Below are 20,788 nucleotides of genomic sequence, written 5' to 3'. Positions count from 1 at the left end.
CCCAACGCGCGCTTAAAGAACCTCAAACGCACCCTCCGCGCCGGCCTCTCGCCCCCCGCTTCACCGCTCTCACCCCCCCCCCGCGCGCCCCGGGGGGGCCGCGGGGGACGCGGGTAGGTGGGGAGGCGGGTCGCTCATTCCTCCAGGAGGAGGACCGTGGTGCGCAGGCGGCGCGCGGTGAGGTGCTCGTGGACCAGACGGCCCACCAGGGCGCCGCCGTAGACCACGAAGCCGACGCCGACCAGCCAGGACTGGACGACCAGGAGGGTGCCGAAGGGGCCGTAGGTCACGGCGTTGGAGGCGATCAGCGGGGAGAAGACCAGCTGGGAGAAGATCCGCAGGCCGAGGAGGCCGAGGCTGGTGGCGGCCGCCCCGGGGAGGAGGGCGCGCCAGCGGACCCGTCCGCCGAGGAGGAGGCGCTGGGAGGTCCAGAAGAACAGGCAGGTGCCGATGAGGTCGCCCGTGGCGCCCAGGACCGTGCCGGAGGCGTTCTGCAAGGGGGCGGGGATGAGGACCAGCAGCCCGAGGTAGCAGACCAGCAGGCCGAGCCAGACGACGTGCCGCCACATGGTGTGCCAGCGGGCCGTCGGCAGGTTCCAGACCTTCTCGTACCCCGTCTGTACGGCGGAGCCGAAGGTCAGGCCGAAGACGGCCAGCGCGGCGAGGCCGAAGGCGGTGGTCCGCTCCAGCGCCAGGTCCGCGGCGCCGAACACCATCTCGATCCGCTCCCGGGAGTACGCCGTCACCCCGAGGGCCTGGCCCAGCCAGCGGCCGAAGCCCGAGCCGCTGCCGGGCGCGGCGGCCGCGACGACGATCAGCAGCGGCACCAGGGTCAGGAAGCCGAGGGCCGCGAAGCCCATCGCCCGGTGCATCAGTTCCATCTCCCGGCCACGGCTCCAGGCCAGCCCGGCCGGGGAGGCCCGGAGCCGGTCGGGAAGCAGCCGGAAGATCGAGGTCACGCCCTTCCCCTACCCGCAAGGGCCCGCCGGCTCCCGGCCCGCCCCCCGAAGTGGGCCCGAAGGGGTGGTTTCGGCGAAGGGTCCGGCGGTGTACGGGGGCTCCGCTCAGACTCCCCGGAGGTCCACCAGGCGCTTGATCTTGCCGACCGACCGCTCCAGGGTCTCCGGATCGACCACCTCCACCGTCACCGAGACGCCGATGCCCTCCTTGACGGCCCGGACCACGGCCGCGGCCGCGGCCTCCCGCTGGCCGGCATCGCTCTCCCGGCGGGCCTCCACCCGTACCGTCAGCGCGTCCATACGGCCCTCCCGGCTCAGACGGAGCTGGAAGTGAGGGGCCAGCGCGGGCGTGCGCAGGAGCACCTCCTCGATCTGGGAGGGGTAGAGGTTCACTCCGCGCAGGATGATCAGGTCGTCACTGCGGCCGGTGATCCTCTCCATCCGTCGGAAGGCCGGCCGGGCGGTACCGGGCAGCAGCCGGGTCAGGTCCCGGGTGCGGTAGCGGATGACGGGCATCGCCTCCTTGGTGAGCGAGGTGAACACCAGCTCCCCGGCCTCGCCCTCCGGCAGCACGGCTCCCGTCAGCGGATCCACCACCTCCGGGTAGAAATGGTCCTCCCACACGTGCAGGCCGTCCTTGGTCTCGGCGCATTCCTGCGCGACGCCGGGACCCAGCACCTCGGACAGGCCGTAGATGTCCACCGCGTCGATGTCCAGCCGCTCCTCGATCTCGCGGCGCATCTCCTCGGTCCACGGCTCGGCACCGAAGATCCCCGTACGGAGCGAGGTGGAGCGCGGGTCCACGCCCTGGCGCTCCATCTCGTCCAGCAGGGTCAGCATGTACGAGGGGGTCACCATGATGACCTCCGGGCGGAAGTCCTGGATCAGCCGGACCTGCCGGTCCGTCATCCCGCCCGAGGCGGGGACGACCGTACAGCCCAGGCGCTCCGCGCCGTAGTGTGCGCCCAGGCCGCCGGTGAACAGGCCGTACCCGTAGGCGATGTGGACCATCTGGCCGGGTCTGCCGCCCGCCGCGCGGATCGAGCGGGCGACGACGTCCGCCCAGGTGGACAGGTCGCCCTCGGTGTACCCGACGACGGTCGGCCGGCCCGTGGTGCCGCTGGACGCGTGGATGCGCCGCACCTCGGAGCGCGGGACGGCGAACATGCCGAAGGGGTACTGGTCGCGCAGATCGCTCTTGGTGGTGAAGGGGAAGAGGGCGAGATCGGCGAGGGAGCGGCAGTCGTCGGGATGCAGGCCGGCCTTGTCGAAGGACTGCCGGTAGAAGGGCACCCGCTCGTACACCCGGTGCAGGGTCGCGCGCAGCCGCGTCAGCTGGAGCGCGGCCAGCTCGTCCCGGCCCAGCCGCTCGCCCCCGTCGGCGCCGCCGCCGGCAGCGGCACCGGCGTGACCCTCCTGGCCGCGCCCCTTCGGAAACGTGTTCATGCCGTCCACCCCTCTGCCGAGCTAACCGACCGATCATTCGGTAGATTGCCGGACCCGGGCGCCCAAATCAATTACTCGAACGGGTGATCGTCTGCTGGGATGGCTCCCATGTCGATCTCCACGCCCTCCACCCGCACCTTCACCACCTACGACGGAACCGAGCTCGCCTACCACCTCCAAGGTGAAGGAGAGCCGCTCGTATGCCTCCCCGGCGGTGCCATGCGGGCTTCCGCGTACCTGGGCGACCTCGGCGGACTCTCCGCCGGGCGCCAGCTGGTCCTGCTGGACCTGCGCGGCACGGGCGACTCCGCGATTCCGGCCGACCCGTCCACGTACCGGGCCGACCACCAGGTCGCCGATGTCGAGGCGCTGCGCGTCCACCTCGGTCTTCGGACCGTGGACCTGCTCGCCCACTCCGCCTCCGGCAGCCTCGCCCAGCTCTACGCCGCGGCGCACCCGCAGCGCGTCCGCCGGCTCGCGATGGTCACCCCGACCTGCTGGGCCGTCGGCCTCGAGGACTCCCCGGAAGACCGCCTGGCGGTGGTCCGCCGGCGGGCGGGCGGCGAACCGTACGACACGGCCATCGCGGCCTACGGGCGGGCGCTCGCGGCGTTCGCCGCCGGAAGCTCCCCCGACGAGGCCGACTGGGCGGCGGCCATGCCGCTCGCCTACGGGCGCTGGGACGACGCGGCGCGGGCCCACGCGGCCTTGAGCCCGGTCCAGAAGAACGCCGGGGCGTCCGCCGCCTTCGCCGGCCCCGGGGCCTTCGACCCGCCCGCCACCCGGGCCGCACTGAGCCGGGTCACCGGCGAAGTGCTGGTACTGGCCGGAGAGCTGGACTTCAACCCGAGGCCGGCGCTCGCCGCCCGCCTCGCCGCGCTCTTCCCGAAGGGCGTCGTCGACGTACAGCGGGACGGCGGGCACTTCCCGTGGCTGGACGACGCGCCGTGGTTCGCGGCCCGGATCGAGCGGTTCCTGGCCACCGGGGCCTGAGCGGCGGCCGCCGGGCCGGGGGCGTACGGTCGAAACAGACGCCCCTGGCGAAGGGAGGAGGCGGCCATGCCCGTCATCGACCCCGCGGTATCGCTGCGTCTCGGCGCGCCGGGCGCGCGCCGCCTGGCCGGTCTGCTCTCCGAGGTCGCCCACCTTCTGGAGGACCCGGGCGGCCCGCTCCGGCTCACGGACGCCCAGGTCGACGCGCTGGGCCAAGGGGTGGACCGGCCCGAGCTGACGACCTGGACCCGCAGCCTCGCGGCCGAACTGCTCAGCAAGCTCTGAGCCGGCCCCGCGCGCACCCGCGAGCGGTCAGCGCGCCGCGTCCGCCTCCGTCGCCACCGACTTCGCCCACCGGTAGTCCGCCTTGCCGCTCGGGGAGCGCTGGACGGCGGGGGTGACGACGAGCTGGCGCGGAATCTTGTAGCCCGCCAGCTTCGTGCGGCAGTGGGCCTGGATCTCCTCGAGCGTCGGCTCGGGCGCGCCCTCCCGGATCTGGACCACCGCGGCCACGTGACTGCCCCACGTGGCGTCGGCGACCCCGGCCACCAAGGCGTCGTAGACGTCCGGGTGGGACTTCAGCGCCTGCTCGACCTCCTCCGGGTACACCTTCTCGCCGCCCGTGTTGATGCACTGCGAACCGCGGCCCAGGACGGTGACGATGCCCTGCTCGTCGACGGTCGCCATGTCGCCGAGCAGGACCCACCGCTCCGAGCCCTTCTGGAAGAAGGTCTCGGCGCTCTTGACGGGGTCGTTGTAGTAGCCCAGCGGGACGTACCCGCGCTGTGCGAGCCGCCCCGGTTCGCCGACCGGCACCGGCTCGTGGGTCACCGGATCGACCACCTGCGTACGCTCGTTGACCTCCAGCCGGAAACCCCTCTCCGGGCTGGAGTCGTTCGTGGCCCGCCCGTTGGAGCCGGACTCGGAGGACCCGAAGTTGTTCAGGAGCATCACGTTCGGCACGAGCTCCTGGAACTCGGCGCGCACGGTCTCCGACATGATCGCGCCGGAGGAGGAGACGCTGAACAGGGAGGACAGGTCCGTCCCCTTCAGTGGTCCCTTCAGGGCGTCGATGAGCGGCCGCAGCATGGCGTCGCCCACCAGCGACACGCTGGAGACCTTCTCCTTCGCGATCGTCCGCAGCACCTCTTCGGGCGCGTACTTGCGGTGGATGACCACCCGCTGCCCGTAGTTGAAGGCGATGAAGGAGGTCAGCGTGGACGTGCCGTGCATCAGGGGCGGCGCGGGGAAGAAGGTGAGCCCCGCGCCCTTCGACGCGACCCGCTCGGCCAGCTCCTCGGGCCGCTTCACCGGCTCGCCGGACGGTTCGCCGCCGAACAGGCCGGCGAAGAAGAGGTCCTCGGCGCGCCACATGACGCCCTTGGGCATGCCCGTCGTGCCGCCCGTGTAGATGATGAACAGGTCGTCGGGCGAGCGGGGAGGGAAGCCGCGCCCGGGCGATCCGGCCGCTTCCGCGTCGGCGTACGCGACCGGTGCGATCGCCGGCTCCGGGGCGCCCTCGGGGGCCGGCCCGACCCGGATCAGGTGGCGCAGCTTCGTCGTCTGCGGCAGCGCCGCCGCGACCCGCTCGGTGAACTCGCCCTCGAAGACGAGCGCGGCGAGGTCGGCGTCGTTGTAGAGGTAGACCAGCTCCTCCTCCACGTACCGGTAGTTCACGTTCACCGGCACCAGCCGGGCCTTGAGGCAGGCCAGCACGGTCTGCAGGTACTCGACCCCGTTGTAGAGGTGCAGGCCCAGGTGCTCGCCGGCCTTCAGGCCGCTCTCCAGCAGGTGGTGCGCGATGCGGTTCGCCGCCGCGTCCAGCTCCGCGTACGTCAGGCGGCGCTCGGCGCCGGTCCCGGGGTGGTCCACGTACACGAGGGCCTCGCGGTCCGGGACCACGTCCACGACCGACTCGAACAGGTCGGCAATGTTGTACTCCACCGGTCCTCCTGACCCAGAAAATCCCATGGCTGGTCTGCTCGGCGGTCATTAGAGCGTCGCCAACCCCAACTGGGAAGGGGACCGTCCAAGAAATCTGACTGGGTGTCAGAAAACTATTGAACTGCACCCGCCCCTACTGCAACCTGTTCTAGGTCTTGAGACGGGAGGACGGCAATGGGTGGGACAGAACACCTCACCGTGGAACGCCACGGTGCCACGCTGGTGCTCACCATGAACAGGCCAGAAGCGAAGAACGCGCTTTCGCTGCCGCTGCTGGTGGGGCTGTACGACGGCTGGCTGGAGGCGGACGCGGACGACGGCATCCGCTCGGTGGTGCTGACGGGCGCCGGCGGAGACTTCTGCGCCGGCATGGACCTGAAGGCACTGGCCGGCAAGGGCATGGAGGGCGACCGGTACCGGGACAGGCTCAAGGCCGACCCCGACCTGCACTGGAAGGCGATGCTGCGCCACCACCGGCCGCGCAAGCCCGTCATCGCGGCGGTCGAGGGCTACTGCGTGGCCGGCGGGACGGAGATCCTCCAGGGCACGGACATCCGCGTGGCGGGGGAGGGCGCGACCTTCGGACTGTTCGAGGTCAAGCGCGGGCTCTTCCCGATCGGCGGCTCGACGGTCCGGCTTCCCCGGCAGATCCCGCGGACGCACGCGCTGGAGATGCTGCTGACCGGGCGGCCGTACGCCGCCGAGGAGGCGGCGCGGATCGGGCTCGTCGGGCGGGTGGTCCCGGACGGCACCGCGCTGGCGGCCGCCCTGGAGATCGCCGAGCGGATCAACGCGTGCGGTCCGCTGGCGGTCGAGGCGGTGAAGGCGTCCGTCTACGAGAGCGCCGAGCTGACCGAGTCGCAGGGGCTGGCGGCGGAGCTCCTGCGCGGGTGGCCGATCTTCGACACCGCGGATGCCAGGGAAGGGGCCCGGGCCTTCGCCGAGAAGCGGCCCGCACTGTACCGGCGCGAGTAGCCGGCCGGGCCCGCGCTCCTGTTCCGGCGGCGCCGGACCCGACGCGGGCGCGCCGCCGTCGCCGTGGGCCGCCCAGGTCCCGCGCCGCCGTCGCCGTGGGCCGCCCCGGTCCCTCGCCGCCGTAGCCGTGGGCCGCCCCGCTCCCGCGCCTCCCTCCCGGCGGGGCCGAGTCCGCCCCGCAGCTGAACCGTTCCCGTCCCGAGCATCGGAGACCCCTCCATGACAGCCCCGTCCCCACCCGAGATCCTCCGCGCGCCCCTCGTCGTCGAGTTCCCCTTCACCCGGTCCCTCGGACCCGTCCAGAGCGCCTTCCTCACCGGACTGCGCGAGGGCGTCGTCCTCGGGGTCACCACCGCCGACGGCAAGGTGATGGTCCCGCCGGCCGAGTACGACCCCGTCACGGCCGAGGAGATCCGCGACCTCGTCGAGGTCGGGGTCACCGGGACGGTGACCACCTGGGCCTGGAACGGCGCCCCGCGCCCCGGCCAGCCCCTCGCCACCCCCTTCGCCTGGGTCCTCGTACGGCTCGACGGCGCCGACACCGGGATCCTGCACGCCCTCGACGCCCCCGGGCCCCAGGCCGTGCGCACCGGCATGCGGGTCCGGATCCGGTGGGCCGCGGAGCGGGTCGGGGCGATCACCGACATCGCCTGCTTCGAGCCCGCGGGGTCCGAGGAGGGAGACGGGGCCGCGCACGCGTCCCCGCACGGCGGGGAGTTCGCCGACGCCGTCACCGGCATCGTCGCCCCGGCCCGCCTGGACTACACGTACAGTCCCGGCCGCGCGCAGACCGCGTACATCCAGGGCCTCTCCGACCGCAAGACCATCGGCGAGCGCTGCCCCTCCTGTCACAAGGTGTACGTCCCCCCGCGCGGCGCCTGCCCCACCTGCGGGGTCGCCACCACCGACCGGGTCGAGGTCGGCCCGGCGGGCACGGTCACCACGTACTGCATCGTCAACATCAAGGCCAAGAACCTCGACATCGAAGTCCCCTACGTCTACGCCCACATCGCCCTCGACGGCGCCGGCCTCGCACTCCACGGCCGGATCGGCGGCATCCCCTACGACCAGGTCCGCATGGGCCTGCGCGTGGAGCCGGTGTGGACCGAAGGCGGCCGCTACCCCGACCACTACCGCCCCACCGGTGAGCCGGACGCGGACTACGACGTCTACAAGGAGCTCATCTGATGGCCACGCCGAGCAGCAGCGGGCACGCACGGGAAGTGGCCGTCGTGGCCTTCGCGCAGAGCGACCACCTGCGCCGCACCGACGAACTCAGCGAAGTCGAGATGGTCATGCCGGTCCTGCACCGGGTACTGGCCCAGACCGGCCTCAAGGCGGGCGAGATCGGATTCACCTGCTCCGGTTCCAGCGACTACCTCGCCGGCCGGGCCTTCTCGTTCACCATGACCCTCGACGGCGTCGGCGCCTGGCCGCCCATCTCCGAGTCGCACGTGGAGATGGACGGCGCCTGGGCCCTGTACGAGGCCTGGGTCAAGCTCCAGACCGGCGAGGCGGACACCGCCCTCGTCTACGCGTACGGGAAGTCCTCCCCGGGCTCGGTACGGGACGTCCTGACGCGCCAGCTCGACCCCTACTACGTGGCTCCGCTGTGGCCCGACGCCGTGGCCCTGGCAGCCCTCCAGGCGCAGGCCCTCATCGACGCGGGGGAGACCGACGAGACCGCGCTCGCCGCGATCGGGGCCCGCAGCCGGGCCTCCGCGAGCGGCAACCCGCACGCCCAGCTCAGCGGCTCCGTCGCGCAGGGCGACTACCAGGTCGCCCCGCTGCGCACCGGCGACTGTCCGCCCATCGGCGACGGCGTGGCCGCGGTCGTCCTGGCCGCCGGGGACGTGGCGCGGCGGCTGTGCGGCCGGCCCGCCTGGATCACCGGCATCGACCACCGCATCGAGGCGCACAGCCTCGGGCTGCGCGACCTCACGGACTCCCCGTCCACGAGGATCGCCGCCGAGCGCGCGGGGGTCTTCGAGCGTCCGGTGGACACCGCCGAACTGCACGCGCCGTTCTCCTCCCAGGAGGTGGTGCTCCGCAAGGCCCTCGGACTCGACGAGAGCGTGTCCGTCAACCCGTCCGGCGGCGCGCTCGCCGCCAACCCGATGATGGCCGCCGGCCTGATCCGGATCGGCGAGGCGGCCGCCCGGATCCACCGCGGCGAGTCCGACCGGGCCGTCGCGCACGCCACCTCCGGCCCCTGCCTCCAGCAGAACCTGGTCGCCGTCCTGGAAGGGGACCGAGCATGAGCAAGGAGCCAGTGGCCGTCGTCGGCATCGGCCAGACCAAGCACGTCGCCGCCCGGCACGACGTGTCCATCGCGGGGCTCGTGCGCGAGGCCGCGGCCCGCGCGCTCGCGGACGCGGAGCTGACCTGGGCGGACATCGACGCGGTCGTCATCGGCAAGGCCCCCGACTTCTTCGAGGGCGTGATGATGCCGGAGCTGTACCTGGCGGACGCCCTCGGCGCGGTCGGCAAGCCCATGCTCCGGGTGCACACCGCCGGTTCGGTGGGCGGGTCCACGGCCCTGGTCGCCTCCCACCTGGTCGCCGCCCGCGTGCACCGCACCGTCCTGACCCTCGCCTTCGAGAAGCAGTCCGAGTCCAACGCCATGTGGGGACTCTCCCTGCCCGTTCCCTTCCAGCAGCCGCTGCTGGCGGGGGCCGGCGGGTTCTTCGCCCCGCACGTGCGCGCGTACATGCGGCGCACGGGCGCCCCCGACACGGTCGGCTCGCTCGTGGCGTACAAGGACCGGCGCAACGCGCTGAAGAACCCGTACGCACACCTGCACGAGCACGACATCACCCTGGAGAAGGTCCAGGCCTCGCCCATGCTGTGGGACCCGATCCGGTACTCCGAGACCTGCCCGTCCTCCGACGGCGCCTGCGCGATGATCCTCACCGACCGGGCGGGCGCGGCCCGTTCGCCGAAGCCGCCGGCCTGGGTGCACGGCGGGGCGATGCGCAGCGAGCCGACGCTCTTCGCGGGCAAGGACTTCGTGTCCCCGCAGGCGGGCAAGGACTGCGCGGCCGACGTCTACCGGCAGGCCGGGATCACCGACCCGCGCCGGGAGATCGACGCGGTCGAGATGTACGTGCCCTTCTCCTGGTACGAGCCGATGTGGCTGGAGAACCTCGGTTTCGCGGACGAGGGCGAGGGCTGGAAGCTCACCGAGGCCGGGGTCACGGAGCTCGACGGCGACCTGCCCGTCAACCCGTCGGGCGGAGTCCTCTCCACCAACCCGATCGGCGCCTCCGGCATGATCCGCTTCGCGGAGGCGGCCCTCCAGGTGCGCGGGCAGGCCGGAGAGCACCAAGTCCCGGACGCGCGGAAGGCGATGGGGCACGCCTACGGCGGCGGGGCGCAGTTCTTCTCGATGTGGCTGGTGGGATCGCAGCCGCCGTCCTCCTGAAGGCGGCGGCCCGGTGCCGCGCGGTTTCCGTCAGGGTGCCGCACAAGCCGCGAGTGACGCACCGTGGCCTGTGCGGCACGGCGTGCGATCGCTAACCTGACCCGGGGACGACGTACCGGGAGGAGCACGCACGTGGCAGAGAGCATGATTTCGCAGGCGCCGGCCGGCTGGGGAAAGCCGGACCTCGATCTGACCGAGGCGGACTGGCAGTCGAGCAGCCGGGGGGGAGGGCGACGTCCAGATCGCCTTCGTGGAGGGGTTCATCGCGATGCGCAACGGCGACCGGCCCGAAAGCCCCTCGCTGATCTTCGCGCCGGACGAATGGCGCCGGTTCGTCCTGAACGCGCGGGGCGGGGAGTTCGACCTGACGTAGCCGAGGCGGCGCGCATACGGACGCACGCACGCACGGACGCGCACACGTACGGCCCGGCGCGGCCCGGCCGCCACCTCCGCGGTGGCGGCCGGGCCGTTCGGCCATATCGGTGGAAAAGGTAGGGTGTCTGCCCGGCGACGACGTCACCATGGCGTGCCGCGCTGACAGGACCCGAACAGTCCACCGGCAGTCCCCTGACACGCTCCCGTCATCCGTGCCGCGATCACTGGTTGCCGATCGGTGCCCTCTATTCGAATCAAATCTGATCGAACGTCTTTGTTAGGGTCAAACATGCTGATCATCTGTCCACCTGGAGCTCAGGGGAGGGAGGCACCGTGGAAGACCCAGATCTCTCGGTGGAGGCCGAGCGGCTCAAAAGTCTCGCCCGCGACCTCGACGCGATGCAGGGAGTTCTGACGAGACAACTGCTGCGCATGGACGAGATCGTGGACGCCATCGAGGCGCGCTGGCGGGGGCCGGCGGCGGAGGCGTACCGCGCCCGGCATCGCGCGGCAGCGGAGGACGCCGTAAGGATCAGGGGGACCATGAAGCTGCTCGCCGAGGCGATGCGCCTCAGCGAGGGCGGGTTCACGGCGCAGGAGCTCGAAGTCCTGGAGCAGTTCGCACGGGTACGGGCCGGGGCGGACGTGTCAGCGGAGGCGGACGTCCTCTCCACGCCGAAGGCCGCACCGGTCGCCGCGCCGCGCAGCCGCGTGGCCGACCTGTGAACAGGTGACACCGGCTCGACCAGCCATCAAGGACACGAGGGGGAACCGTGCCGTCTGGTGACGACGGGATATCAGTCGACTTCGCGACGCAACAGAAGCTCGCGGGCGACCTTGAGGCCATCCTCAAGACACTCAACGAGCAGCTGGACGCTCTCTACGAACGGGCCGAGAAGGTCGTGTTGACCTGGGACGGCGAAGCCCGGCAGTCGTTCATCGACCAACTCGACCGATGGGACCGGTCGGCGCAGGACCTGGTCGCGACCCAGGCCTGGCTCCACGAGATCGTCGTCAACGGGCACCAAAACTACGCGAACGCCCACAAGGCCGTGCTGCGCGGTTGGGGAGCGGCCTGATGGCAGGGACTGCTCCGCCCCCGCCGAACCAGAACGGCGGCTTCGACGTCCAGCCAGTGCACGTCTACCACGCCTCGGAGCTGGTGAAGGATGCGCAGTTCGCCTACGCTGACCGGGCATTCGGGCTGGTCGACTCGCTGAACAAGTACAGCCAGTCCGCCGGCAGAGGCTGGGGCGCCCACAACTTCGCGGTTGCCTACATGATCGTGACGGAGAAGTTCCTGGAGGCCTGGGGCAGGAGCGTGGTGAGCGTCGGCGGCGCCGCCGTGGGCCTGACCGTCACCGCCAACCACTATGTGCTGGCCGACTGGGAGGCGAGCGGTCGCAAGGGTACGCAGCCGAGGAACGTCCCGGAGCCCGTCGTCATCAACAAGCCGCCTCGGTACGGCCCCGTCAACAGCATCAAGTGGTCCGGCACCGGAGAGGACGCCGACTCCTGGTGGATCTCCGGGATCCTCGGCGAGTTCCCCGACTGGCTCGCCCTCATCGTCGGGCCCTCGTTCCAGCATCTTCTGCACCTCGGGAAGGCACACGAGATCACTCCTGGCTTCAAGCAGGAGGATGGCCGGGACATGGCAAAGTCCTGGCATCTCATCGCGGGCGAAACCACGAAGGCCTCCGACGAGTTCACCGATGCCATCTCCACCATCACCGACACGCGCGGCAACAGTGAATGGCAGCGCGCGATGCGCGCGTTCGGACAGAGCGTCTGGGGCTCGACCGAGTGGGGCAGGACACGCGATGAGAATCGCAACAGAGCCAGTGTCGGCCGTAGTTGGCGGACAAGTCGAGATCTTCCGCCCACGGGCCGGCGTCCCATCGTCGACGTGCTGAAGAAGACGGCGGACACGCTTCAGGAGACCCTCGACCACCTGGCCCAGATCATGGACACGACCAGGGCGACGACCGAGCGCTGCGGCAAAGAGGCCGCCAAGGCCACGGCCAAGGACTTCACGACCGACCTGGACCTGAAGGACATCACCAAGCTCGCGGTCGGCGCCCTCGTCGGCCAAGTCATGATGTCGTTCCGGTCCCATATGGACCAAGCGACCGTGGACGCAGCCGTCGACCATTACCACCGGGAGTTCGACGCGGCCGCCGACAAGCTGATCAAGCTCGTACCGGAATTGGAAGAGGCGATCCTCAGCGCCCCGACGTACCAGTCCGAGATCGCGCGCGCCCAGGGGTTCGGTGCGCGGTCGCTCAACGAGTTCAAGCAGGAACACAGCTGGCAGCGCGGCGGCGAGAGTCCCACCCCGTTCATGTACTCGTTCGACCTGGCGACGAACGAGGACCTCGGGGGCGGGCACACCCTGGAGAAGCACGTCGGCAAGACCGATGAGCAGCTGCTGCAAAGGCACCGAGACCAGTCCAAGCCGTCCGGGAAGCTCGACCTCATGTCGGCGTCGAGCTTCGCCGACTTCGAGTCCGCCCAGAAATACACTCAGTACAACATCCGTCACAACACCGCGGAAATCCAGGAGTGGCTGAAGAACCCTCCCCCGGACCAACCTGCACTGTCCATCGTCGTGCCATCGATACCGTTGGAAGGCCCGCTCACTGGAGACGCAGTGACCGGACGGACCTCTCGGGGTGTGAACAACGTGCCGATGCCCGTTGTGGATGCCAAAGGTGTGAGAACGCGCCTTCAGTACAACCCGAACCTGAATCCGCCTTTCGTCGTCCACACATCGTCACCTGAGTAGTGGAGTGAATGATGACTGAACTCACCGCGGAGACGTGGGCAGACGCGCTCGAGCTCTACCAATACAGCTACACCTCCGTATCCGTTGTCCGCCGGGAGCACGAGGAGTGGTGGCTCGACGCCGCCGCGATCATGCGCGGTCAGACCTCTGACCCACGCGGATGGCGATCGCTCGATCCGGACGAGGACGAGGACGAACGAGGGGACGATCCGCTGTTCCCCTTCGCCGAGGCCCCGACCACACCCGAAGACGTGGTCCGCTTCCGGCAGCGAGTGACCGAGCTTCCCCGGAGCTCGGTCGAGTCGCTGGTCGTCCTGCTCGGTATTCCCGGCCTTGAGGTGGCCAAGGCGGCGGATTTCGGCCGTGATCGGCCCGAAATGGAACGCCGGGCGCGTCTGATCCTCTCGCGCTTCCTCCACGGCACGCGCTTCTACTCCAATGTGGGGTGGAAGGCCGAGAACCCGGACTTCTACGAGCAGCCCGTCCGCCTGACGGATCCGTTCAGCCGTTACGGCTGGGACGCCGGTCTGATTGCCGTCAACGACGCCGAAGTCGCGATGATCTGGCACTTCGACCCCACCTGATCAGATACACCGAACTGGGAATCAATGCTGACGCGAACCGCCACCTATCCCGACCGGGAAACCGCCCAATGGGCCACCCAGGAGGTCATCACCCGTAACGAGCAGGCCATTCACCGCTGGCTCGCCCAGGGCACTCGTCTCCGGATCACCCTCGAAGCGGCCTGGCCCTCCCGTCCCGATCCGGTCGGCCGCGTCCTGCTCCAGGCCATGGCCTTCGCCGGGCGCGGGCCCCTGGACGTACGGGCGGCACGGGTCGTGCTCCGGCGCGAGTCCGGCGCGCCCCACGGCTTCGTCGTGCACACCACCGTCCCGATCTACCTGTAGAGGCCGTCCCCGATGTCCATGAAGCCCATCGACTTCGACCGCCGCTACGGCGAGCTGGACCAGGTGATCAGCGCCTACCTCGGCCAGCCCGCCGACGACGAACCCGACCGGCCCGGCCTCGCCCTCCGGGCCTACCTGCGGCACACCTGGCACACCCGCCCCTGGGCCCTGTCCGTCGCGGAGCAGCAACTGCGCGCTTACGCCAACAATCCGCCCGGTCGCCTGCGTCAGCGGCTCGGCGAGTTCTACCCGGTCCCGGACATCGGCCTATCCGACTCCGAGATCGCGGCATGGCTCGTCCAGCTCGCCGACCACATCAAGCAGAGCATCGAGAGCGGAGAGGTCCCTCGCCCGTCGGAGCTGCCCGAGACCCGTTGGGAATGGCATGCGCGTTTCCCCGAACTCGGACAGCTCCTCGGCAGCTGGTTCTCGCAGGACATGCCGGACGAGTTCACCGACCACGAAGAGGCCGTCCGCGACTACGCCGCCTCGACAGACCGCACCCTCGTGGCCCGCGTCGTCGGCGAGATCCGCGAGCTGCTCGTACTCGGACGGGACGAGGCCGACTACGCACTCGCCGTGGCAGAACTGGGAATGGAGCTCGAACCGCCGGGAGACCACTCGGCGGGCAGCTGGCTCGGTGCCGTTGCCGATGAGCTGAGCGGCTTCCGGCCCGAGTACGCGTAGCCGGCTACGGCCGGTGTCAGGGTTCGGCCGCGCACTCCACCCGGAGCAGCTTGCCCGCGTGCCCCCCGTCGGGGCGGTACGAGCCGTATCCGTCCGCTCACAGACGTACGAGGATCAGCCCGCGCCCGTCCTCGGCTTCGGGCGAGGGCGGTGCGGGGTCGCCTGCGAAGGGGGTCCCCCGCGGCGCCCCGGAGGCACCCCCGGGAGCACCTCCGAGGAGCAGGCGGAAAGAAGATCAGTTGATTTCCCGTACCGCGTCCCCGGGCGGGTGCGCGGGCGTACGCTGAACCCCTGAACAGGCCTGGGGGGTACCAGCCATGACGGAACGCCGGACCCGCAAACGGCGCACGATGTTCGAACGCCACGCGGAGCTCACCGCCGTCGACGAAGCCCTGGACCAGCTCACCGGTCCCGGGCCCGACGCCGCCGGAGCCCTCCTGGCCTTCTCCGGACCGGCCGGGCTCGGCAAGACCACGCTCCTCGCCGAAGTCCGCCGCCGCGCCCACGCCAGGTCCTGCACCGTGCTCGCCGCCCGCGGCGGCGAACAGGAGCAGAGCCAGCCCTTCCACGTCGCCCGCCAGCTCATCCAGCCCCAGCTGGCCGGCGCCACCGACGAGGAACTGCGCGCCGCGCTCGGCAGCTGGTACGCCATCGTCGGCCCCGCCCTCGGCCTCTGCGCCCCCGAACAGGGCGCCCCGCCCGACCCCCAGGGCCTGCGCGACGGACTCGACTGGGTCCTGACCCACCTCGTCGTCCAGCGCGCCCCCGTCGCCCTCGTCCTCGACGACGCCCACTGGGCCGACCCCGAATCCCTCTCCTGGCTCGCCGCCTTCGCCCCGCGCGCCGAACACCTCCCGCTGCTCCTCGTCGTGGCCTACCGGCCCGAAGAACTGCCGCCCCACGCCGAGGCGTTCCGTACGCTCCCCGGCCGCGCGGGACACCGTCCCCTCGCGCTCGCGCCGCTCACCGCCGAGGCCGTCTCCACCCTGGTGCGGGAGGCCGTCGGCGAGCACGCCGACGACGCGTTCTGCCGGGAGGCCTGGGCCGTCACCACCGGCAACCCCTTCGAAGCCGTCGAACTCGCCGTGCGGGTACGGGACAAGGGCCTGGCCCCCGTCGAGGCCAGCGCCCCGCTGCTGCGCGACCTCGCCGCCGCCCAGCGCGGCAGCGGCCTCGTCGCCCGCCTCCACAGCCTCGGCCCCTCCACCGTCCGCTTCGCCTGGGCCTGCGCGGTCCTCGGCACCGACATTCCGCGGCAGCTCGCCGCCCGGGTCGCGGGACTCGGCACCGAGGAAGCCGTCGACGCCACCGAGCGGCTGCGCGCCGCCCGCATCCTCTCGGCCGCCGCCGAGACCGTGGAACCGGGCGAAGAGGAGGGGGCCGGGCTGGAGTTCGTCCACCCGCTCATCGCCACCGCCCTGTACCGGGGCATCCCCGACGCCCTGCGGGTCGCCCTGCACGGGAAGGCCGCCGCGGCCGTCCTCGACGCCGGGCTCGGACCCTCCGCGGCCGCCCGCCACCTGCTGGAGACCCACCCCGAGAGCGACCCGTGGGTCGTGCGCACCCTGCGCGAGGCCGCCGGCGAGAACCTCCGGGCCGGCGCCCCCGAAGCCGCCCGCCGCCAGCTCGCGCGGGCCCTGCGGGAGCCCCCGGACTTCGACGAACGCGCGGCGGTCCTGTACGAGCTCGGCTGCGCCTCCCTGCTCACCGAGCCCGCCAACACCGTCAACCACCTGCGCGCCGCCCTCGCGGAGCCCTTCGAGGACCAGGCGCTGCGCCAGGGCATCGTGATCCGGCTCGCGCAGGTGCTCTCGCACAGCGACCGCCTCTCCGAGGCCTCGGAATCCCTCGCGCGCGAGATCCCGTACACCCAGGACGTACGCGCCCGGCTGCGCCTGCAGTCCGAACAGTTTATGTGGGACGCCTTCGACGCCGCCGAGCCCGATTCCCCGGCGCGCTCGCGGCGCCTCGCGCGGCTCGCCGACCGGCTGGCCGGGCGGGACCTCACCGAGCGCTACGTCATCGGGCTGCGGGCGTGGGACGCCTGCCTGCGCGGGGAGCCGGTCGACGTGGTCCTGCACCACGCGGGCCGGGTGCTCGAGACCGGCTTCAGCTGGGCGTACGAGGACCGGGGCTTCGAGGTCCCGGTCCTCGTCGCGATGGTGCACATGTACGCCGACCGCCCGGGCCGGGCCGAGGAACTGTTCGAGGCCGGCACCGCCGAGTTCGAACGGCAGGGCTGGCGCGGGGCGCACCTGTCCTTCGCGTACAGCCTGCGCGCGTACATCCGCTACCGGCGCGGACGGCTGGTGGAGGCGGAGGAACTGGCCCGGGCCGGCCTGAGGCTCGCGGAGCGCGTGGGGCGGCGCACCCCCGTGCACTGGTACGCCATCGCGATCCTCGTCACCACGCTGCTGGCGCGGGGCCGGGTGGACGAGGCGTGGGAACTGGCACGGGAACACGAGTACGGGGAGCCCTTCCCGGCGGCGGTCGTCTTCCCGGACTCCCAGACCGTCTACGCGGAGCTGCTGCTGGCCCGCGGCGAGGCGAAGGCGGCGACGGCGGAGCTGGAGGCGGTGGACCGGCGGCTGACCCCGAGGGGGATCCAGAACCCGTCCTGGTGCCCGTGGCGGCTGCACCTGGCCCGTGCGGTGGCCGCGCAGGATCCGGAGCGGGCGCGGGACCTCGCCACGGGGGCGGTACGCCGGGCCCGCGCGTTCGGGGCCCCGTCGGGCATCGGCCAGGCCCTGCGGGTGGCGGCGGAAGTGGCTCCGCCGGGGCCCGGGCGGGTCGCCCTGCTCGAGGAGGCGGTGGCACTGCTGTCGGCCTCCCCGGCGGGCTACGAGCTCGCGCTCGCGCTGACCGCGCTGGGGGAGGAGCGGGGGGACGCGGAGGTACTGCTGCGTGCGGTGACGGCGGCCCGGCAGTGCGGGGCGGACGGCCTGGCGGCGGCCGCGGGCGCGGCGTTGACGGCGGTGGGCGGGTCCTTGCCCGGCGGGGCCGGCGGGGCCGGCGGGGCCGTCGGGGAGGACGCGCTGGACGAGCTGGACGGGCGCGACCGGGAGGTGGCGGAGCGGCTGCTGGCGGGTGACGAGGCCGTCTCGGAGGAGGAGCGGTCGCGGGTGTTCCGCACACTGGGCACGGATCGCGCGGGCCTGGGCGAGGCCATGGCCCGGCGGGCGCGCTGAGCCGCCGTCCCGCCTGGGGTGTCGTGGCCGCGCCGCGATCACGGGCGGGCCCGACGGCATGACGCACCGCCGCCCGTCTTGGCCCCCGGACTCCTGCGCCTCAATCGCCGGCGGGGCTGGGGGTGGCGGGTGTCGTGTCTGGCGTGCGGGTTCGTTGCCGGGGGCCAGCCCCCGGGCCCCTGCGCCTCAATCGCCGGCGAGGCTGGGGGTGGGGCGGCTGGGAGTGTGGCGGGCTGCGGGCTGCGGGCTGCGGGCTGCGGGCTGCGGCGGAGCTGGGGTCGGCCGTGGCTGGGGTTGGCGGGCGGGGCCGGAAGATTCAGCCTCGCCGGCGTTTGAGGCGCGGGGTCTGGGGCGGAGCCCCAGGGCTGTTCGGGTCCGGGCGAAGTCCGGGGAACGGTGGAAGGGCGGGTAGGGGAACCGGCCCCGCGCAGCGGGAGGCCGGGCCCGAGCCGGGGGCAGGACCGGGCGCGGTTCGGAGGCAGGCGCGGCCCCGGGCCGGAAGCAACGCCGGGCCCGGGCCGGAGGTAAGGGTGGAGGCCGGACCCCGGAGATAAGGGTGGAGGGCCGGCCCGCGGCAAGGATGGAGGCCGGGCCGGAGGCAAGGGTCGAGGCCGGGCCCCGGAGGCAAGGGTGGAGGCCGGGCCGGAGGTCGGGGTGGAGGGCTGGGAAACGTGGGCGGGCACGTACCATGGCGGCATGTCCTTCCTCCGCCGCCACCGCGCCGCCACCCCCGCCGGCCCGGACTTCGACGTCCTGGCCATGGACCCGGGGGACTGGCCGGGCAATCTCGGGGCCGGGCTGCTGCCCGCGCCCGACGGCAGCTGCCAGGGTGTCTTCCTCCGCTACGACCTCTTCGGCGGACGCGGCCCCGCGATGATCATCGGGAACCTCCCCGAGGGCTCCCCCGCCCGCGACCTCTCCGAGGGGCAGGTCCCCTTCGAGGTGGCCCAGCTCCTCGACGCCCTCGAGAACGACGAGGACGTCGAGGTCACCGGCGCCGAGGACTGCCCCGTCATGCAGGGCGACAACCTCCTCATCGTCCGGAAGATCAAGCTCTCCGAGAGCCGGATCAGCTGCGTGCAGTTCGACCGCAGCGACAACGTGCTGGTCACCATCGCGAGCTGGGACCGGCCGATCACCGACGACCTGTACGCGCTGCTGAAGCCGCTCCCCGCCGAGCTCTTCCAGCAGGGCTAGGTTCTTTCCGCGCGTAGGCTCGGTGCACGAGCTCGCCTCCAGCCCCGGAAGCGAGCCCGTGCAGGCGGACGGTAGGCACGGCGGGCATGCCACGGCGGCCCGCGTTCGCTTTCCACACGCCCCCGCGCGAAGCGGCCGGGCTACTTCGGGCTGATCGTGACCTTGTAGGTGACTCCGGCCCTGCCGTGGGTGCTCACCGAGACGGTCTGGCCGCGGTCGTCCCAACTGGCCTTGCCGCCTTGGACGTCGACGCGGTAGCCACGCGGGTACGTGTCCTTGGGCACGGTGATCTGGGTGGGCCCGTCCGTGTTGTCGCGGGTGCGGAAGGTGAGCGTGTACGTGCGTGCAGCCGGGTCGTAGGCGAACGCGAGGGGGTCGCCCGCGACGGCCCGCGCGTACGGCTGGACGAGCAGCTGGGCGTTGGGCTTCGCGGCGCCCGTCGCGTCGAGGAAGCAGTAGCCGCCGCCCCGGCACCACTGCCACCACGTCCAGCCACTGGCGAAGCGGTCCAGGGAGGCCGTCATGTCGGTGACGAACTGGCTCGCGTGCGGAACGTAGGGGTTGCCGCCCCACTCCCCGACGATCACCGGCATGCGGTTGCGGGCCGGGTAGTCGCTGATCGCGGCCTCGTAGGCGGGAACGAAGGTGCCGTTGGGGTCGTAGTCGGCGCCGGTTTCCATCGCGGTCTCGTAGAAGTGCGGCGCGTAGCCGGCGTGCGGGTCGTCTATGGGGCCCATCTGGGTGGGGACGCCGAGACCGACGATGACGGTCGGTTCGACGAACACCCACGACCTGCGGTCGACCAGGCGGATCGCCTTCGCAAGGCGGTTCCACAGCTCGGTGAGCTCGGTGGCCTCGAAGCGGGCCGCGGCGGCGGGGAGGTCTTCGCCTTCGAGGAACTTCGCGAACGGCTCGTTCATCAGGTCGTATCCGAGCAGCGCCGGGTGCCTGCCCAGGGCGGAGGCGACCGTCATCCACATGCGCGCGTGCGCGGCGCGGAGGTCGGCGTCCTTGTACAGGTGGTCAAAGGCGGTCTGTACGGAGGGCTGGAAGTACCCGGCGAACCAGTCGTCGGGTGTGGGCGTGAACGGTAACCCCTCGTCGCGGGTGGCCCAGTCGGGGATGCCGCGGGAGCCGAAGCGGGGGCCGTACACGTCCTGGTGGGCGTCGAGGATGACCTTGATGTGGTAGCGGTCGGCCCAGTCGAGGATGCGGCGCATCTTGGTGAGGTAGCCGCGGTCGTAGTGCCCGGGGGTGGGTTCGAGGTCGTCCCAGAGGAACGCGAGGCGCGCGAGGTTGAAGCCCCGCGCGGACATGTCCTTGAGGTCGCTCTCGTGGATGTCGGCGAACGCGTTGTCCCCCCGGCTGTTCTTGTCGGCGAGGTTGAAGCCGCGCCACTGGAGCGCGCGGCCCTGGCCGTCGGCGATGAAGGTGCGGTCACCGACCGTGACCCGATCGGAGGCGCGGTCGGGGCGGGCCTGGGCCTGGGCCTGGGCGGGGAGGACGCCGAGCAGGAGGGCGGCGACGGCGAGGGCGGCGGAGGCGACGCGTGAGGTCAAGCGCATGCAGAGGAGCCTTTCGAGGGTAGCCGCTCGGGCGGCGTGTTACTGGCCGGTCGGATGTTACTGGCGGGTGAGGTAAGTTCCCAGCGATTGACGGGAGTTGGCCGGACTGCCCCTCGAGATCCGACCCTCCGCGCCTTCGGACGGCTGGGGACGGCCGCCCGGATTCTCCGGCGCCGCAGGTGACCGCGGGCGAGCCGCCCCCTCGTGTCCGGACGGACCGGGCTCGCCGGGCCCGTCGGGGAAACACGAGCCGGGGGGCGGCGCGGGGCGGCGCCGCGCGGGCGGCGGGCGCCCGGCCCGGGCGCGCGCGGGGGGGGGGGGCCCGCGTCCGACTCTCGCGCG

The 20,788-nt window shown here is 72.1% G+C and carries 18 protein-coding genes and 1 pseudogene; 15 read left to right on the top strand and 4 right to left on the bottom strand.

Features of this window, described 5'->3' with window-relative positions:
• Positions 1-134: 134 nt before the first annotated feature.
• Together ACWF9Z_RS06815 and paaK are read right to left on the bottom strand one after the other, a co-directional pair.
• The gene (locus ACWF9Z_RS06815) at positions 135-959 is read right to left on the bottom strand and encodes a YhjD/YihY/BrkB family envelope integrity protein (RefSeq protein WP_453598206.1); all 825 of its coding nucleotides are present in this window, start codon (positions 957-959) and stop codon (positions 135-137) included.
• A 105-nt stretch (positions 960-1,064) separates the two neighbouring features.
• Positions 1,065-2,405 (bottom strand): phenylacetate--CoA ligase PaaK, encoded by a 1,341-nt coding sequence (paaK, locus tag ACWF9Z_RS06810; protein WP_453598204.1) that lies wholly within the window; start codon positions 2,403-2,405, stop codon positions 1,065-1,067.
• 108 nt (positions 2,406-2,513) lie between these two features.
• On the opposite strand from paaK, the gene ACWF9Z_RS06805 reads away from it, so the two are divergent.
• A complete protein-coding gene (locus tag ACWF9Z_RS06805) occupies positions 2,514-3,398 on the top strand; it encodes an alpha/beta fold hydrolase (protein WP_453598202.1) in 885 nt (294 codons plus the stop codon).
• A 66-nt stretch (positions 3,399-3,464) separates the two neighbouring features.
• On the top strand, positions 3,465-3,683 hold the full coding sequence (locus ACWF9Z_RS06800; protein ID WP_453598200.1) for a hypothetical protein: 219 nt from the start codon (positions 3,465-3,467) through the stop codon (positions 3,681-3,683).
• Between the two features lie 27 nt (positions 3,684-3,710).
• On the opposite strand, the gene ACWF9Z_RS06795 is transcribed toward ACWF9Z_RS06800, so the two are convergent.
• A complete protein-coding gene (locus ACWF9Z_RS06795; protein ID WP_453598198.1) occupies positions 3,711-5,342 on the bottom strand; it encodes an acyl-CoA synthetase in 1,632 nt (543 codons plus the stop codon).
• A gap of 174 nt (positions 5,343-5,516) precedes the next feature.
• Here ACWF9Z_RS06795 and ACWF9Z_RS06790 point away from each other — a divergent pair, with 174 nt between their 5' ends.
• The 13 genes and pseudogenes from ACWF9Z_RS06790 to ACWF9Z_RS06730 all read left to right on the top strand — a co-directional run bounded on the left by ACWF9Z_RS06790 (position 5,517) and on the right by ACWF9Z_RS06730 (position 18,881).
• Positions 5,517-6,317: a crotonase/enoyl-CoA hydratase family protein gene (locus ACWF9Z_RS06790; RefSeq protein ID WP_453598196.1), complete on the top strand. Its 801-nt coding sequence runs from the start codon at positions 5,517-5,519 to the stop codon at positions 6,315-6,317.
• A 219-nt stretch (positions 6,318-6,536) separates the two neighbouring features.
• Positions 6,537-7,505 (top strand): Zn-ribbon domain-containing OB-fold protein, encoded by a 969-nt coding sequence (locus tag ACWF9Z_RS06785; protein ID WP_453598194.1) that lies wholly within the window; start codon positions 6,537-6,539, stop codon positions 7,503-7,505.
• Entirely contained in the window at positions 7,505-8,578 is a 1,074-nt protein-coding gene (locus tag ACWF9Z_RS06780; protein ID WP_453598192.1) for a thiolase domain-containing protein, read from the top strand. The genes ACWF9Z_RS06785 and ACWF9Z_RS06780 overlap by 1 nt, the downstream gene beginning before the upstream one ends.
• Entirely contained in the window at positions 8,575-9,741 is a 1,167-nt protein-coding gene (locus ACWF9Z_RS06775) for a thiolase domain-containing protein (protein ID WP_453598190.1), read from the top strand. The genes ACWF9Z_RS06780 and ACWF9Z_RS06775 overlap by 4 nt, the downstream gene beginning before the upstream one ends.
• A gap of 132 nt (positions 9,742-9,873) precedes the next feature.
• Positions 9,874-10,114 (top strand): annotated as a pseudogene (locus ACWF9Z_RS06770) (DUF397 domain-containing protein).
• A gap of 335 nt (positions 10,115-10,449) precedes the next feature.
• Complete coding sequence (locus ACWF9Z_RS06765) at positions 10,450-10,842, top strand: WXG100 family type VII secretion target (protein WP_453598188.1); 393 nt, start codon at positions 10,450-10,452, stop codon at positions 10,840-10,842.
• Between the two features lie 47 nt (positions 10,843-10,889).
• Positions 10,890-11,195 carry a WXG100 family type VII secretion target gene (locus ACWF9Z_RS06760; RefSeq protein ID WP_453598186.1) on the top strand — a complete coding sequence of 102 codons (306 nt, stop codon included), beginning with the start codon at positions 10,890-10,892 and terminating at the stop codon, positions 11,193-11,195.
• The gene (locus ACWF9Z_RS06755; RefSeq protein WP_453598184.1) at positions 11,195-12,901 is read left to right on the top strand and encodes an RNase A-like domain-containing protein; all 1,707 of its coding nucleotides are present in this window, start codon (positions 11,195-11,197) and stop codon (positions 12,899-12,901) included. Before ACWF9Z_RS06760 ends, ACWF9Z_RS06755 begins: the two co-directional genes overlap by 1 nt.
• A gap of 8 nt (positions 12,902-12,909) precedes the next feature.
• Positions 12,910-13,485: a hypothetical protein gene (locus ACWF9Z_RS06750; protein ID WP_453598182.1), complete on the top strand. Its 576-nt coding sequence runs from the start codon at positions 12,910-12,912 to the stop codon at positions 13,483-13,485.
• A gap of 24 nt (positions 13,486-13,509) precedes the next feature.
• Positions 13,510-13,809 carry an RNase A-like domain-containing protein gene (locus tag ACWF9Z_RS06745; RefSeq protein WP_453598180.1) on the top strand — a complete coding sequence of 100 codons (300 nt, stop codon included), beginning with the start codon at positions 13,510-13,512 and terminating at the stop codon, positions 13,807-13,809.
• Positions 13,810-13,821: 12 nt separating this feature from the next.
• Positions 13,822-14,496, top strand: coding sequence for a contact-dependent growth inhibition system immunity protein (locus tag ACWF9Z_RS06740; RefSeq protein WP_453598178.1), 675 nt, complete (start codon positions 13,822-13,824; stop codon positions 14,494-14,496).
• Positions 14,497-14,813: 317 nt separating this feature from the next.
• Entirely contained in the window at positions 14,814-17,684 is a 2,871-nt protein-coding gene (locus tag ACWF9Z_RS06735; protein ID WP_453598176.1) for an ATP-binding protein, read from the top strand.
• Between the two features lie 696 nt (positions 17,685-18,380).
• The gene (locus ACWF9Z_RS06730) at positions 18,381-18,881 is read left to right on the top strand and encodes a hypothetical protein (RefSeq protein ID WP_150520950.1); all 501 of its coding nucleotides are present in this window, start codon (positions 18,381-18,383) and stop codon (positions 18,879-18,881) included.
• A gap of 140 nt (positions 18,882-19,021) precedes the next feature.
• Here ACWF9Z_RS06730 and ACWF9Z_RS06725 read toward each other — a convergent pair whose 3' ends face one another.
• Positions 19,022-20,446 carry a cellulase family glycosylhydrolase gene (locus ACWF9Z_RS06725; protein WP_453598173.1) on the bottom strand — a complete coding sequence of 475 codons (1,425 nt, stop codon included), beginning with the start codon at positions 20,444-20,446 and terminating at the stop codon, positions 19,022-19,024.
• Positions 20,447-20,788 lie beyond the last annotated feature (342 nt).

It is taken from the genome of Streptomyces sp. NPDC054961, assembly GCF_053609145.1.
Note: the sequence above shows the minus strand (reverse complement) of the source record. Positions and strands in the feature narration are given on the sequence as shown.

Bases quoted from the DNA above. Each gene is read 5' to 3' on its own strand.
- ACWF9Z_RS06785 (WP_453598194.1), top strand. From the start codon at position 6,537: ATGACAGCCCCGTCCCCACCCGAGATCCTCCGCGCGCCCCTCGTCGTC.
- paaK (WP_453598204.1), bottom strand. From the start codon at position 2,405: ATGAACACGTTTCCGAAGGGGCGCGGCCAGGAGGGTCACGCCGGTGCC.
- ACWF9Z_RS06730 (WP_150520950.1), top strand. From the start codon at position 18,381: ATGTCCTTCCTCCGCCGCCACCGCGCCGCCACCCCCGCCGGCCCGGAC.
- ACWF9Z_RS06790 (WP_453598196.1), top strand. From the start codon at position 5,517: ATGGGTGGGACAGAACACCTCACCGTGGAACGCCACGGTGCCACGCTG.
- ACWF9Z_RS06725 (WP_453598173.1), bottom strand. From the start codon at position 20,446: ATGCGCTTGACCTCACGCGTCGCCTCCGCCGCCCTCGCCGTCGCCGCC.
- ACWF9Z_RS06805 (WP_453598202.1), top strand. From the start codon at position 2,514: ATGTCGATCTCCACGCCCTCCACCCGCACCTTCACCACCTACGACGGA.
- ACWF9Z_RS06735 (WP_453598176.1), top strand. From the start codon at position 14,814: ATGACGGAACGCCGGACCCGCAAACGGCGCACGATGTTCGAACGCCAC.
- ACWF9Z_RS06780 (WP_453598192.1), top strand. From the start codon at position 7,505: ATGGCCACGCCGAGCAGCAGCGGGCACGCACGGGAAGTGGCCGTCGTG.
- ACWF9Z_RS06800 (WP_453598200.1), top strand. From the start codon at position 3,465: ATGCCCGTCATCGACCCCGCGGTATCGCTGCGTCTCGGCGCGCCGGGC.
- ACWF9Z_RS06755 (WP_453598184.1), top strand. From the start codon at position 11,195: ATGGCAGGGACTGCTCCGCCCCCGCCGAACCAGAACGGCGGCTTCGAC.
- ACWF9Z_RS06775 (WP_453598190.1), top strand. From the start codon at position 8,575: ATGAGCAAGGAGCCAGTGGCCGTCGTCGGCATCGGCCAGACCAAGCAC.
- ACWF9Z_RS06745 (WP_453598180.1), top strand. From the start codon at position 13,510: ATGCTGACGCGAACCGCCACCTATCCCGACCGGGAAACCGCCCAATGG.
- ACWF9Z_RS06740 (WP_453598178.1), top strand. From the start codon at position 13,822: ATGTCCATGAAGCCCATCGACTTCGACCGCCGCTACGGCGAGCTGGAC.
- ACWF9Z_RS06750 (WP_453598182.1), top strand. From the start codon at position 12,910: ATGATGACTGAACTCACCGCGGAGACGTGGGCAGACGCGCTCGAGCTC.